Consider the following 14041-nt stretch of genomic DNA (forward strand, 5'->3'; position numbering starts at 1 on the left):
CTATAAAAACATCACCATTCCTTTTTGTGCCAAACTAAGAAGTTTTTCTACAATATTTTTATCAAACTGGCTTCCTGCACATCTTCGAAGTTCCTTCAAAGCCTCATCCTTAGCAAAAGCTCTGCGATAAGGCCTGTCTGATGTCATAGCATCATATGCGTCTGCAACAGAAATTATTCTTGCCAACAAATCAATCTCATCGTCTTTCAAGCCATACGGATAACCTTTGCCATCCACCCTTTCATGATGCTGCAAGATAACTTTTTGTATTCTCTCCATAAAGTCTAAATCCTTTAGAATGTTGTATCCGATTAACGGATGTTTTTTTATTTCCTCATACTCTTGAGGTAATAAAGGCTCTTTTTTATTTAATATCTCCTCCTTGATACCAATCTTACCGATATCATGAAGAAGACAGGCAACCTTTAAAACATCTTTCTCATCCTCAGAAAGTCCAAGCTCATCTGCAATCTTTAAAGCAATAGATTGTACCCGTTCACAATGTCCTTTTGTATACAAATCCTTGTACTCAATTGCCTTTGACAGACAAAGGATTATTTCATAAAAAAATCTCTCTATCTCAGCATTTTTCTTTTCCAGCTCAACCTTTGACTTATTTAGCTCCTCGATAGTCTCTTTTAATTTTTCGTTAACATATGTACTTTTCTCATACAAATCCTCAATCTCTAATTTCTGCTTCTTTAGATTTGAATAGTAAATTGAATTTTTGATTGCTATTGTTATGAAATTGCATATACTTATGTAATAACTTATATCTTCCTTTTCTAAAAAGTCACATCTAATGGTAAAAAAGCAAACACCTTCACACTTGTCTTCTGATATCATTGGAACAGCTATTTTAAGAAGATTATCCTTTTGCTCCATTTTGTAAGCAATATTGACATCTTCCCTTGCCTTTTTTAGCAGCAACTCTTCATCAGGGTCTTTTTTCCCGAAATAACACAAATGTTTAAATACATTGTCTTGATTATTGAAATATACACTAATTCTCAAAAATCCTAAGCTCTTACTTTCAAAACTACCCAGTAGTTTGATTACTTCATAGGCATCTGAAAGGCTCAAAATCTCTGTTGTAAGCTCAAAAAAGCTTCTTAGCCACTCATTTTTTTGTTTGAGTACTCTCTGTGTATCAATTAGTCTTTTTACAATACTTGTCATTTCCTTGTTCATCTGAATACTGTTAATATACCCTTTTTCAATAGTTTCTTTTTCTTCCTTTAATTTGTTAATAATGAGTTTTTGCTTTTTCTCAGAGAGTCGATATTGTTTTAAAACAGTACTGTATCTGAGTACATAGAAAATAGAAAAGAAAATCATGGCAGAAGAAAGACTTGCAAGTTGAAGATATTCAAACATCGGACTTTCAAGTTTCCAAAAGACCTTAGCAATTTGAATACCCAAAGGAAAACAGATGAGAAGAATTACCAAAAATTCAAGAATATGTTTTAATAGTTTCTTTTGTGTCTTCAATTTCAAACCTCCTGTCAAAAAACTCACACAACTATTTATTTCGACAAATCTCGTAAAATTCCTTTAAGAAAAATAGCAAAAAAAGGGCTTATAGCCCCCTTCTTTTTTTGAATTCTCCATCAAGTTCAGTTGCTTTTAGTGAATTTATTGCCTAAACAAATCCTTTACTCGCGGATATATACTATTGTATAGCTTATAAGTCTTTCTGTAAACATCAAACAATTCCTGATTAGGCCTGCAAACATCTACTTTTTGAATCATTGCATCACACGCTTCTTCAACTGAAGTATACTCTCCTGCTCCAACAGCCGCCAAGATAGCTGCACCAAATGCAGGACCTTCTTTGGAATTTAACGTCCACACATCCATTTCAAATATGTCTGCCTGCATCTGTCTCCAGAGCTTGCTCTTTGCACCACCGCCAGAGACTCTCACCTCTTTTACATCGATGCCCATCTCAAACAAAATATCAAGACAGTTTTTAAGTGAAAATACAACACCTTCCATGACAGCTCTAATGAACTCTCTTCGTGTATGTTTCGCCGTTATCCCAAAGAATACTCCCTTTGCGTACGGGTCCAAAATGGGCGTTCTTTCCCCCATCAAATATGGCAGGAAAACAAGTCCGTCTGCGCCTGGATTTGCAAGTTCTGCCTCTTGGTCCATCAAAATGTAAGGATCTTTGTCAATAAACTCAAACGCAGCCTTTTCGATGTGTGCAAAGTTGTCTCTAAACCACTTCAGAGAAAGCCCTGCACCCTGCGTCACGCCCATAACATGCCACTTGCCGGGCACAGCATGACAAAACGTATGAACTCTGCCCTCAGGGTCAATTCTAAAGTCATCTAAGTGTGCGAAAACAACACCGGATGAGCCAATTGTTGACGACACAACACCTGTTCTTACAATTCCATTTCCAACAGCACCTGCTGCCTGGTCTCCTCCACCTGCAACAACAAGTGTTCCTTTCGCAAGACCTGTTATTTTGCTTGCTTCTTCTGATATTGTGCCTGTCACTTCTGGTGATTCATACACTCTACCTAAGAGTTCTTTGTCTATTTCAAGTTTTTGCAACACCTCATCAGACCAGCACCTATTTTTAATATCCAAAAGCTGCATACCAGAAGCATCAGATACATCTGTTGCAAACTCGCCTGTGAGTTTAAATCTTATATAGTCCTTTGGAAGTAATATCTTATAAACCCTCTCATAATTTTGCGGTTCATTATTTCTAACCCATAATATCTTAGAAGCAGTAAAACCTGTTAAAGCAGGGTTTGCTGTTATCTCTATAAGTCTTTCCTTTCCCACTCTTTCGGTTATCTCATCACATTCTTTTGCTGTCCTCTGGTCACACCAGATGATTGACGGTCTTATAACGTTGTAGTTCTTGTCAAGCATCACAAGCCCGTGCATCTGCCCAGTAAGTCCCACAGCTTTGACTTCCTCGGGGTTTACCTTTGACTTTTCAAGCACAGCTTTAATTCCTTTTACGCTTGCCTCCCACCAGTCTTCAGGGTTTTGCTCTGCCCAGCCTATCTGTGGCTGGTAAAGAGGATACTCAAAAGTAGCTGAGGCTAAAATATTTCCTTTTGAGTCTGTCAATATGGTCTTTGTACCAGATGTTCCAACATCAATACCAATAAAATACATTCAGATGCACCTTCCTCTCTTGATTTTTTATATTAAAAATCTATTTATGCAGACTGTCTTATTATAAGCTGAGTGTCAAGAATATATTCACTTTCGAATTTTTTGGTCGGGTCATCTATTTTTTCAAAAAGAATATCACAAGCTGTCTTTGCCATAAGGTCAATTGGCTGGCGAACTGTTGTAAGTTTGGGCATTTTGCTGAGCTGAAGCCCTACCAAATCCACATCGTCAAATCCGACTACCTTTACATCATTTGGAACAGAAATCCCCATCTCATCCAATGCATACATACTTGCATATGCCATAAGGTCATTCGCTGCAAATATACCATCTATTTTTTTATTCTTTAAAAGCTTTTTTGTATTTTCATATGCTTTTTGAAACATGAAATCTCCCTCGATGACAAGTCTCTGATCAAATTCTACTCCAAAGTTTCTTAAAGCTGCTTTGTATCCTTCATACCTTGCAATACTTTCAAAAGACTCAAGCGGACCTGATATATGTACGATTTTCCTGCAACCTTTCTCGATAAGATATTTTGTTGCAATGTAGCCACCTTGCAGGTTGTTTACATTTATCCTCGGAACATTTGTAAATTTAGTGTTGTTCTCAGCAAGAACAACTGGAACATTGTTAGCATGCAAAAGCTTTAGTGCTTGCTTATCAATACTTTTATATCCAAAAACTATAACTCCATCCACTCTCCCCACCAAGAATTTGAAGTAGTCAATATTGTCTATCAATTGACAAAATATAGCGCCATATCCCCGCTGGGTTATATATTGGTTGAGTAGACCTACAACCTCACTGTAAAACCAACTGCTGAGTTGTTGGATTATGATTCCTATTGTGTCTGTCTTCCTTCTTGCTAAATTTTTGGCTGTTACATTTGGGGTGTAATTTAGATCTTTAATAGCTTCCAAAACAGCCTTTTTCTTTTTCTCAGATACATTCGCTGTTCCATTTATAACTCTTGACACAGTTGCTTTTGAAACACCAGCTCTTTTTGCAACATCCTCAATTGACGGCAAATACTCTGCCTCCTTTCATTTTGCTTTTTTTAGTTTTATCAAATACATGAGTTGTAAGCGATTTCGATTATTCTTTGATATATACTTTATCATATTGGTAGTTAGTTTTTCAACAAAAATTAATAAATGATATCTTAGGATACTAAAAAATTTGGACAAAAAAGTGATATTGATAATTGCGGAAATTTTTTATTTTAAATAAAATGGAAGCAAACATAATACAGCAGAAGTTTTTTAAACGCTTCGAAGGAGGATTTTTAAATGAATGAAAAACTAATTAGAATTTATAGAATATTATTCTATTTGCTTGCTATATTATCAACAATTGGCTCAGTAATCAGTTCAATTCTTGAAAAAAATGCTTTTTACACAGTGGGAACCATTGTTTTAGCTATATTCTTCATTGCAATGATAGAATTTATTCTCTTCCCTCTTTTTATAAAATCAGATTCACGAAAGTATTTTAAAAAATTTTTAGGCATATTTTTAGCATTTGGTATAATTTTGAGTATAATTGTGTTTTTGATTGTAGGAATTACAAGCAAAAAATTCGAACTGATTTATCTTGGCGTTCCATTACTGGCCTTAAGCTTTGCTGTAGTCTACAAAGTTTATATAAGGTAAATTTTGCTATTGAAATTTTGAAAACTTATGAATATAATGAAGTATAAAATCGAATATAAGCTAATGGTAAAAGTCCATCCTTCGGGGCGGGGTGAAATTCCCCACTGGCGGTAATAGCCCGCGAGCAAAAGCCTTTTTGGCTTTTGCAGAACCGGTGGAATTCCGGTGCCAACGGTTAAAGTCCGGATGGGAGAAGGAGTGGATGTGTAAGGAAGATTTTCTTATACATCATAAAACACGAGCTTGCAAGCCTCGAAGGTGGAAAAACACTTTCGAGGCTTTAATTTTTTTGTGTATAAATTTCTGTCAGAGGGGAGGATACTTTTGAGGTCTCTTTCGCACAGCTATTACATGAATATGGCACTTGAGCTTGCAAAGAAAGCTTCTCCTTTGGTGCTGCCAAACCCAAGAGTTGGATGCGTGATTGTAAAAAACGGAATAATAATCGGAAAGGGATATCACCAAAAGTACGGTGAAAAACATGCTGAAGTTTTAGCAATCGAGGATGCAATAAAAAATGGCTATAGTCTCAAAAATGCAACAATGTATGTCTCTTTAGAGCCCTGCTGTCATTTTGGCAAACAGCCACCTTGTACAGACGCAATCATAAAAAGTGGCATTAAAAAAGTTGTGGTTGCCACCAAAGACCCAAATCCCCTTGTCAATGGCAAGGGCATACAAATTTTAAAACAGCACGGAGTTGATGTTGTTGAAGGCATTTTAGAAAAAGAAGCAGAAAGTGTGAACAAAGAATTTTTTAAATACATGAAAAATGGTATTCCCTACATTGCCATAAAAGTTGCCCAGAGTATTGACGGCAAAATTGCAACACCTTCAAATAAGCGATTTTTGTTTAACACAGATGACGAAAACATCTTTGTGCACAGTCTTCGGCAAAAATATATGGCCACGTTAGTCTCTGTAAATACTGTAATTTCAGATAACCCAATTTTAAATGCAAGGTATGGCCAGATTGTAAGGCAGCCCATAAGAGTTGTGCTTGATTCAAACCTTCGAATTCCTTTAGAGTGCAATATTGTAAAAACCTCTGACAAGTATTCTACCTACATTGTGTGCAGTGAAAATGTTAATGATGCCCGAAAAATAGAACTTCTTTCTCAAAAAGGAATAGAAATAATCTTTGCAAAGTCATCAGAAGATGGTCATCTTGACTTTTTTGATGCATTTTCAAAACTTGCACAGCAAAAGATAGTATCAGTCCTTGTTGAGGGAGGAAGCTTTCTTAACTTTTCTCTTTTGAAGCAAAGAATTGCGGATTACTGGTATTCATTGATATTCAATGTTTTCATAGGTGGACAGAACACAAAAGGTGTAGTTGGTGCAGAAGGCTTTGAACAGTTTTTCCCAAAGCTTGCAAATACAAAAGTTACAACATTTAAAAACTCTACTATTATTGAAGGAGATATAAGTTATGTTTAGCGGCATTGTTGAAGAGGTTGGCAGGGTTGTTCTAATGAGAAAAATTGAAGATATTGTAAAGCTGAATATAGAAGTGAAAAAGATAGATGCAAAAATTGGTGACAGCATAGCAGTTGATGGTGTGTGCCTGACAGTTACAAATATTTCAAATGGAATTTTTGACTTTGACCTGTCACCTGAGACAATTGAAAGGACCACACTTAAATTTTTAAAAGAGGGGATGCCTGTTAATCTGCAGCCTGCTTTGAAGATGGGAGACAGAATTGGCGGTCACATTGTGCTTGGTCATGTTGACTGTATTGGCACAATCTGCATGCAAAAAATTCAGGGAAAAAGTAGAATAATTGGAATAAAACCATCTGAAGATTTTAAAGGGCTTGTTATCAGAAAAGGTTCTGTTGCAATTGATGGTATTTCTCTTACAGTTGTAGATGTCTTTGACACATACTTTACAATATCTTTGATTCCACACACTATTGAAAACACTACCTTGAAGTACAAAAAAGTAGGTAGCTGGGTAAACATTGAATTTGACTACATTGCAAAGATTGTGAAAGAAAATTTGAGGTGATATAAATGTACGGCTTGAAAAATGTAATAGAAAGTTTTAAAAATGGAGAATTTGTTATAGTATTTGACAGCCAAAACCGTGAAGATGAAGCAGATTTAATTTTGCCTGCTCAGTTTTCAACACCAGATAAAATAAGCTTTGTTTTGAATCACGCTAAGGGAATGTTCTGTGTTGCCATAGACAAAGAAATTCAAAGGCGCTTGAATTTATACGTTCCTTATAACACTAAAAACAGCTGCACTTTTACAGTTACGGTCGACCACAAAGACACAAAAACAGGTATAACTGCTAAAGAGAGAAGCAAAACAAGCAAAGAGCTTGCAAATCCAAACGCAACGGCTTCTGACTTTAAAATTCCTGGGCATGTAAATCCTGTTGTTGCTCATGAAGGAGGTGTTCTTGCAAGAAAAGGTCATACAGAAGCTGCTGTTGAACTTTGCAGAATCTCAGAGCTTTTTCCTGCTGCAGTGATGATTGAAATCTTAGACGAAAAAGGAGATAGTCATAACAAAGAGTATGTAAAAAATTTAGCAAAGAGATTTTCAATACCTATTACCACAATTGATGAGATTGAAAAATATATTTTATTAAACCGGCCCACAGTCCAAAAAGAAGCTGAAGCAGAGTTTCCCACACAGTATGGAAAGTTTAAGATTTTTGCTTTCAAAAACTATTTTTCGCAAAAAGAACATGCTGTGCTGATAAACCAGACTTTTAACCCAAGCCAGCCTGTAAATGTCCGAATACACTCTTCGTGCAAAACAGGAGATGTCTTTCATAGCCTGAGGTGCGACTGTCATCAGCAGCTTGAATTTTTCTTGCAGTTTATGGCAGAGAATAAAAACTGCATGCTCATTTACCTTGACCAGGAAGGAAGAGGAATTGGATTTGCTAATAAAATTAAAGCTTATGCACTTCAAGAGCAAGGTTTTGATACCTATGAGGCAAACAATCTACTTGGCTTTGACGACGATTTGAGAGATTATTTTGATGCTTTGCATATTTTAAGGTTCTTTGGAGTAAAAAGAATAAATCTTGCAACATCTAATCCTGAAAAAGTTTCTTTTTTGCAAGACTTAGGAATTGAGATTTTAAAGAGAATATCTATTCCAATCGTGATAAATCCATATAACAGGAAATATATACATTCGAAAATATTAAAGAAAAAGCATGAAATCTTAATAAAAGGAGAGGATGGCTTTGAGAACTTTTGAAGGAAGCTTTTGTGGAAAAGATTTGAAATTTGCAATTGTGGTCTCAAGATTTAACTCATTTATTACAGATGAACTTTTAAAAGGGTGCTTGGATGGTCTTTCTCGGCATGATGTTGACAGTGAAAATATTGATGTGTATTATGTACCAGGTGCTTTTGAAATACCACTTGTTGCTAAAAAGCTTGCAAAGTCAAAAAAATACAATGCAATAATTGCACTTGGTGCAGTAATTCGCGGTAGCACACCACATTTTGAGTATGTAAGCGCAGAAGTATCAAAAGGCATTGCAAACGTCTCTTTAGAACAAGAGGTTCCAGTTATATTTGGTGTTCTGACATGTGACACAGTCGACCAGGCAATCGAAAGAGCGGGTACAAAAGCAGGAAACAAAGGATTTAACGCAGCTCTCTCTGCCCTGGAGATGGCAAATTTGATGAAAAATATTTCTGAATCTTAATTTGGCAATAGATTTTTTACAAATTGACAAATTTTTTGAGCAATTTCAAATGCTCTTTCTGCATCATCTTTGTTCGGCAAACCATCCGGAAGGCTTCCAAGAGGCGCGTTAGGATACCTTGAGGGAATGTAGAAAACATCTATTATGCGCGCCTCTTCTTTAAATTTTTCAAAATCTTTTTCAATATTTGCACACATCTCTATTAAATTTACTATACTATGTGTTCGGGGTGGATTTACACCATTATATACCAAAAACGCTTTCAAATATTTCTCAATTGCCTGCTGAGAATGGAAACATACTATATTATAAAGTTTTGAGTTTAACAGTTCTTGAGCAGCTTTTAGATCATTTTCTGCATACATTACACATTGTTCAAATTCAGTTTTTCCCTTTTTCATAGAGTATAACTCCTTTTTTTAAAATTTCTTCTGTGTAAAATAAATGGTTATTTTTTATAAATTCTTCTTCCTCTTCTGGAGTATAGACCAAAAAATCTACAGGTACTTCAGGTTTTACAGTCTGCGCAAGATGTAATAATCTCTCTATAAACCTAAGATTAGTAGGCATTATCACCACCAAGTCAATATCGCTTGATTCATTAAAATTTCCATTTGCCATTGACCCAAACAGTATCACCTTTTCAGGATTGAAATTTTCAATAATTATGTTCAATATTCTATCCAACTCATTCTTCAAAGAACTATTGAGAACCGAGATTGCCGGCATTGCAATCATCTCCTATTGTTTCTTCAATTATTAGTATACCACAAAACTTATGTAAAAGTTTACAAGTTATCTTTAGCCACTCAGTCACTTTGTAAAGTATTTCATTTGAGCTGAATAAAAACCTGGCTTTATAATGAAAATATATTAAAACTTTTGAAAGAGGCGGGGTTTTTATGAAAAGGCTATTAAGGTTTTGGTTGGTTGTTGCTACTGCAACAGTCTTATCCTTAGTCATAGTCTCTCCTTCGCTTGCCTCTGATATTAAAAAAGAAGAGGCCCTGTTTTTTGATTCAAATGGCAAGCTATCTTACATCACCATTATTAACAAAAGCTCAGTAGAGTACCTATCACCCTATGAACTTTCAAGGATACTTGGTGGAAGTTTTTCTTTTGATCCAAAAGACTATAACTTTCTCAAATCAAAGCTTATCGTTGACCAAAATGAACTTATGTTCAAACTGGATAGCAATGTTGTTATGTTCAATGGAAAAAACTTTTATATGGAAGGACCGATGCAAATAATACAAAATAGAATCTGTGTTCCTTACTCTACTTTCAAAACTTACTTAAACTTGCTTGAATTTCGTCATTATACATCCGGAAAGCGGATGATATTCAAGCCAAACGGAAACTACATAGTCTACAGTGTTCAAAGCGGTGATTCACTCTGGATATTATCACAAACGTTTGGAACATCTGTTGAAGCTATAAAGAACTTTAATAATCTTACAAATGATACACTCTATGTGGGACAAAAGCTAATTGTAAAAAAAGTGAACCTCAATTTGGCTCAAATTACTGGAACAATAAAGTGGTGGACGTACGTAAAAGCTGCGCCTTCTTCATCTTCGCAAAACCTATTTTATCTTACTCAAGGGCAAACTGTAAATGTTATTGGAAAGCAAGCAGATTTCTATAAAATTTCCACACAGAAAGGAACTGGCTATGTTTCAATATGGGCAGTAGATATAAAGCAAGACATTGCAGATACCTCAAAACCAAGCAGCTACTTTTACTCCTTTCTACCTGTTGATACTTCAGGTGACTATGTAAGCTATACATACTACAAGGTGCAAAGTGGAGATACAATATGGTCGATTGCAGTAAAATTTGGAATACCAGACTATGAACTTATGCAGGCAAATAATCTAAACCAAAACTCATATATCTATGCAGGACAAACTTTAAAAGTGCCGGTTCATACAGTTGCTATGCATTCAAACGAAAATGGCGTCGAAATGCTTGATTGGTTTTCACAAGGCAATTATGTATTCCCTATAGGCAGTGTTGGTAAGTTTATTGACATCCAGACAGGAAAGTACTTTTTTGCAAAAAGAACAATGGGTGCAAGCCATGCAGATGTTGAAACCTTGAGCTTTAAAGACACTCAAATTATGAAAGAGATATTTGGTGGCAGCTGGAGTTGGGAAAGACGTCCGTTCATACTCGAAGTAAAAGGAAGAAGAATAGCTGTGTCAGTTTCTGGTATGCCACATGCAGGAGTAGATGGTGTGCCTTACAACCAAAATGTAGCAAGCAGAAGCGGTGGATATGGTTATGGCCCAAACCTTGATACAATTGTAAATGGAATGAATGGACACTTTGATGTGTATACATTCAACGGCCTTCGTCACAAAGATGGTCAAATTGACCCTCAGCATCAACTGACAGTTTCGATTGCTGCAGGGCTTAGGTAAAAAAATTACTAAAAATGGGCTGCATAAAAATGTAAAATCCATATATGCAGCCCTATTTTGTTAAAGCGCTTTATTTTCATCTTAACAAGATTAAATCTGTGGCTCTGGAAGCATCCCATTTTGCGCAAAGCTGTAGTATTCACCTTTTGCCACTATAAAATGGTCATTGACAGCAACGCCTATTGTCGAAAGAGCATTTACAATCTTTTGAGTTGTCTTGATATCATCCATGGAAGGCTTTACAGAACCACCTGGATGATTGTGAGCCAAAATCACGCTGCTTGCATTATACCGCAAAACACACTCAACAACCTTTCGTGGATAAACAACAGCCTCTTTTACTGTCCCTTCAAAAAGTGGCACAGAACGAATAACGTTTAACTGAGTATCTAAACATATTACATAGAATACCTCATTCTTTCTTCCCACAAACAGACTTTTTATGTACTCTGCTGCTACTTCTACATTTTTAAGCTGAAATGTCTTTTTCGTTTTATCAGCAAGATACCTTCTTGCTATTTGGGATATAAGAGAGATTAAAATAGCAGAGTTTTCACCAACTCCCTCTACTTTTTGAAGCTCCTTTGGATGAGCTTCAAATACATTTGAAATACTTCCAAAGGTAGAAATTAACCTGTGTGCTATTTCGTTTGTATCTCTTCTTGGAATGCTGAAAAACAAAAGAAGCTCTAAAACTTGATGGTCTTCAAAACTGTCAAGACCTTCTTCAACAAATCTTCTTTTTAATCTTTGCCTGTGCCCCTCGTGAATATTCTTATTCATCCTATCTTTCTCCACCATTAATTTAAAGAAGTAACCAATTTTTAATTATATTGTACATTTCCTCAATATATCTTTTCAAGCTTTAGCAAAAATAATTTCAAAAATCAAGTATTCCAATATAAATAGCACAAAACAAAAAATACCACATATCACAAATGCCCCACCAACTTTAAAAATCTGAGCAAATGTCCCTGCAATCAAACTACCAATAGGGGTTGTACCAGCAAAAACTAAGGTATATAAGCTCATTACCCTTCCTCTGTACTCATCAGCAGAGGATAGTTGTAATGTTGAATTTGCTGTTGTTGTAAACAATATCATGAAAAAACCTACCGCCGCAAACAGAAAAGAAGAAAGTTTATAATCTTTATTTATTCCTATAAAAATGAGAATCAAGGAACACATCACTAATGAAAAATACAATCTTTTCAAATCAAGTTTTCTGCTTGTAGAGGCAACAAAAAGTGCACCTGAAAGAGCACCTATGCCCATCGAAGAAAGCAAAAAACCATAACCTGCTTCATCTTTATGTAAGACATATTTTGTATACAATGGTATTAATACATTGAAATTCATAATGAAAACGTTCATTATTAAAATCAATATCATAGTTTGAAGTATAACTCTATTATTTTTAGTATATTTTAGACCTTCCAAAATATCTTTTAACATTCCCTTGCTCTTTGTCTCATTCAAAGGTTTTAGACCAACGTCAATCAAAAACAGCCCTATTAAAACTGCAATGAAACTCAGTCCATTGAGAAAAAAACATACACTCATTCCAACATTTTTGAGAAGTATGCCTGCTATCGCAGGACCTATCACTCTTGCAAGGTTAAAATTCAGTGAGTTTAAAGCAACAGCATTAATTAGCAATTCTTGACCAGCAAGTTCAATTACAAATGACTGCCGTGCTGGCATATCAAAGGTGTTTATAATCCCCAAAGCTAAAGCAAATACAAGCAAGATAGGATAATTTATCACCTTTGTCCATATCAAAAATGAAAGTAAAAAAGCTACTATCATAAGCAAGCTTTGAGTTATAATCAATAACTTCTTCTTTGGAAAATGATCAATAATTGCTCCAGCAAATAAAGACAAAAATAATTGAGGAGTAAATTGCAGTGCATTAAAAAGACCGACTAAAAATGCTGACTTTGTCAGAGTAAGCACAAGCCATGAAAGAGCTGTATTTTGAAGCCATGTTCCAATTAATGAAATACATTGACCTATCCAAAAATATCTAAAATTTTTAGATTTCAAAGCTGCAAATGGATTATTAACATCAATATATGCTGCCACCTTGAGCCTACTCCCTTCGTCAAGATTTTGTTAAGGTTTAACTGGATGCTCTTTACTCAAGATTTTCAAAGATTTTTTATCTGCAAACTGGACAATTCCAATTCCTAAAAGTATTACCAATGTCCCTAAAATTAAGTTTATAGAAATCTTTTCAGAAAGAAAAATACTTGCAAATATACTTGCCAAAATAGGTTTTAAGAAGAATATCATAGAACCAGCTCCTGCGCTTGTATATGTCAGACCTAAAAAGTATGTATAATAAGCTATCCCTGTGACAAAAAAGGTCAAATAAAACATTGGAAATATAGCTTTCAGCGGCATACTAAATAGAGAAAAACGTTTAAGCAGAATTATTGGCAATAAAAATATACTTCCAAATAAAAATGAAAACGAATTCATGATTATACTGCTACTTCTCTGTGTAAACTTCTTCCCCATAGTTGTGTAAACTCCATATGTTATTGCAGACAAAATCAAAAGAAGAATTCCCTTAATAAAATCTTTGCCAATGATTAAATCCTTATAAAATACTATTACAATTCCTCCAATACCAATTATCATCCCTATAATCTTTCGTATATTCAATCTTTCGTTCAAAATAAAATGTGCTGACAATGCTACAAATAACGGATTTGAACTAAATATGACAGCTGCTAAACTTGCCTTTTTTGTGATATTTATTCCTAATTGTAAACATGACATACTGATTACTACATTAACTATACCGATTAAAGCAAGAAAAAATATGTCTCTTTTAGAAAGCTTAATTTTTTTGCCCTGTAAATTTTTTATTGCAATTGGCAAAAGAATAAGCCCACCAAAAAAGAACCTGATAAAGTTCAGCTGATATGGATTCACCATGCCTGCTAAGGTTTTTCCAACAACCTCATAAGAACTGAAAAAGATAAGAGTAATCATCAAATACAAGATTCCTTTTTCCATATCTCAAACACTCCTTCTTTTTGACAAATTTTTACATTTTATAGTTATCAACTTATAAGTTATTGAAAAAATTGTAACTATCAAAGCTTGGGTTAAAAAATTAATAG

General features: G+C 34.9%; 14 protein-coding genes and 1 riboswitch. Of the genes, 6 read left to right on the forward strand and 8 right to left on the reverse strand.

Annotation, left to right across the window (positions count from 1 at the left end; all coding sequences use genetic code 11):
• From ELD05_RS10875 to ELD05_RS10885, 3 genes are all read right to left on the reverse strand, one after another.
• Entirely contained in the window at positions 1–1491 is a 1491-nt protein-coding gene (locus ELD05_RS10875) for an HD-GYP domain-containing protein (protein WP_127352439.1), read from the reverse strand.
• A 144-nt stretch (positions 1492–1635) separates the two neighbouring features.
• Positions 1636–3144 (reverse strand): xylulokinase, encoded by a 1509-nt coding sequence (gene xylB / locus ELD05_RS10880; protein WP_127352440.1) that lies wholly within the window; start codon positions 3142–3144, stop codon positions 1636–1638.
• A gap of 44 nt (positions 3145–3188) precedes the next feature.
• Positions 3189–4175: a LacI family DNA-binding transcriptional regulator gene (locus tag ELD05_RS10885; RefSeq protein ID WP_127352441.1), complete on the reverse strand. Its 987-nt coding sequence runs from the start codon at positions 4173–4175 to the stop codon at positions 3189–3191.
• A gap of 261 nt (positions 4176–4436) precedes the next feature.
• Here ELD05_RS10885 and ELD05_RS10890 point away from each other — a divergent pair, with 261 nt between their 5' ends.
• The 5 genes from ELD05_RS10890 to ribH all read left to right on the forward strand — a co-directional run bounded on the left by ELD05_RS10890 (position 4437) and on the right by ribH (position 8481).
• Positions 4437–4799, forward strand: coding sequence for a hypothetical protein (locus ELD05_RS10890; protein ID WP_127352442.1), 363 nt, complete (start codon positions 4437–4439; stop codon positions 4797–4799).
• Between the two features lie 73 nt (positions 4800–4872).
• Positions 4873–5001: riboswitch (FMN riboswitch) on the forward strand.
• 122 nt (positions 5002–5123) lie between these two features.
• Positions 5124–6239 (forward strand): bifunctional diaminohydroxyphosphoribosylaminopyrimidine deaminase/5-amino-6-(5-phosphoribosylamino)uracil reductase RibD, encoded by a 1116-nt coding sequence (ribD, locus tag ELD05_RS10895; protein WP_127352443.1) that lies wholly within the window; start codon positions 5124–5126, stop codon positions 6237–6239.
• The gene (locus ELD05_RS10900; protein WP_127352444.1) at positions 6232–6810 is read left to right on the forward strand and encodes a riboflavin synthase; all 579 of its coding nucleotides are present in this window, start codon (positions 6232–6234) and stop codon (positions 6808–6810) included. Before ribD ends, ELD05_RS10900 begins: the two co-directional genes overlap by 8 nt.
• A gap of 5 nt (positions 6811–6815) precedes the next feature.
• Complete coding sequence (gene ribB, locus ELD05_RS10905) at positions 6816–8024, forward strand: 3,4-dihydroxy-2-butanone-4-phosphate synthase (protein WP_127352445.1); 1209 nt, start codon at positions 6816–6818, stop codon at positions 8022–8024.
• Entirely contained in the window at positions 8011–8481 is a 471-nt protein-coding gene (ribH, locus tag ELD05_RS10910) for a 6,7-dimethyl-8-ribityllumazine synthase (RefSeq protein ID WP_127352446.1), read from the forward strand. The genes ribB and ribH overlap by 14 nt, the downstream gene beginning before the upstream one ends.
• On the opposite strand, the gene ELD05_RS10915 is transcribed toward ribH, so the two are convergent.
• Together ELD05_RS10915 and ELD05_RS10920 are read right to left on the reverse strand one after the other, a co-directional pair.
• The gene (locus ELD05_RS10915; protein WP_127352447.1) at positions 8478–8882 is read right to left on the reverse strand and encodes a HEPN domain-containing protein; all 405 of its coding nucleotides are present in this window, start codon (positions 8880–8882) and stop codon (positions 8478–8480) included. The genes ribH and ELD05_RS10915 overlap by 4 nt on opposite strands.
• Positions 8863–9210: a nucleotidyltransferase domain-containing protein gene (locus ELD05_RS10920; RefSeq protein WP_127352973.1), complete on the reverse strand. Its 348-nt coding sequence runs from the start codon at positions 9208–9210 to the stop codon at positions 8863–8865. The genes ELD05_RS10915 and ELD05_RS10920 overlap by 20 nt, the downstream gene beginning before the upstream one ends.
• A 173-nt stretch (positions 9211–9383) precedes the next feature.
• On the opposite strand from ELD05_RS10920, the gene ELD05_RS10925 reads away from it, so the two are divergent.
• Positions 9384–10907 carry a LysM peptidoglycan-binding domain-containing protein gene (locus ELD05_RS10925; RefSeq protein WP_127352448.1) on the forward strand — a complete coding sequence of 508 codons (1524 nt, stop codon included), beginning with the start codon at positions 9384–9386 and terminating at the stop codon, positions 10905–10907.
• A 90-nt stretch (positions 10908–10997) separates the two neighbouring features.
• On the opposite strand, the gene radC is transcribed toward ELD05_RS10925, so the two are convergent.
• The 3 genes from radC to ELD05_RS10940 form a co-directional block, all read right to left on the reverse strand.
• A complete protein-coding gene (gene radC, locus ELD05_RS10930) occupies positions 10998–11690 on the reverse strand; it encodes a RadC family protein (protein ID WP_127352449.1) in 693 nt (230 codons plus the stop codon).
• Positions 11691–11765: 75 nt separating this feature from the next.
• On the reverse strand, positions 11766–12992 hold the full coding sequence (locus tag ELD05_RS10935; protein ID WP_127352450.1) for an MFS transporter: 1227 nt from the start codon (positions 12990–12992) through the stop codon (positions 11766–11768).
• Between the two features lie 30 nt (positions 12993–13022).
• Entirely contained in the window at positions 13023–13934 is a 912-nt protein-coding gene (locus ELD05_RS10940) for a DMT family transporter (protein WP_011916353.1), read from the reverse strand.
• Positions 13935–14041: the final 107 nt, after the last annotated feature.

The organism is Caldicellulosiruptor changbaiensis, from assembly GCF_003999255.1.
Classification (GTDB): domain Bacteria; phylum Bacillota; class Thermoanaerobacteria; order Caldicellulosiruptorales; family Caldicellulosiruptoraceae; genus Caldicellulosiruptor; species Caldicellulosiruptor changbaiensis.

Bases quoted from the DNA above. Each gene is read 5' to 3' on its own strand.
- xylB (WP_127352440.1), bottom strand. From the start codon at position 3,144: ATGTATTTTATTGGTATTGATGTTGGAACATCTGGTACAAAGACCATA.
- ELD05_RS10925 (WP_127352448.1), top strand. From the start codon at position 9,384: ATGAAAAGGCTATTAAGGTTTTGGTTGGTTGTTGCTACTGCAACAGTC.
- ELD05_RS10920 (WP_127352973.1), bottom strand. From the start codon at position 9,210: ATGCCGGCAATCTCGGTTCTCAATAGTTCTTTGAAGAATGAGTTGGAT.
- ribB (WP_127352445.1), top strand. From the start codon at position 6,816: ATGTACGGCTTGAAAAATGTAATAGAAAGTTTTAAAAATGGAGAATTT.
- ELD05_RS10890 (WP_127352442.1), top strand. From the start codon at position 4,437: ATGAATGAAAAACTAATTAGAATTTATAGAATATTATTCTATTTGCTT.
- ELD05_RS10915 (WP_127352447.1), bottom strand. From the start codon at position 8,882: ATGAAAAAGGGAAAAACTGAATTTGAACAATGTGTAATGTATGCAGAA.
- radC (WP_127352449.1), bottom strand. From the start codon at position 11,690: ATGAATAAGAATATTCACGAGGGGCACAGGCAAAGATTAAAAAGAAGA.
- ELD05_RS10900 (WP_127352444.1), top strand. From the start codon at position 6,232: ATGTTTAGCGGCATTGTTGAAGAGGTTGGCAGGGTTGTTCTAATGAGA.
- ELD05_RS10940 (WP_011916353.1), bottom strand. From the start codon at position 13,934: ATGGAAAAAGGAATCTTGTATTTGATGATTACTCTTATCTTTTTCAGT.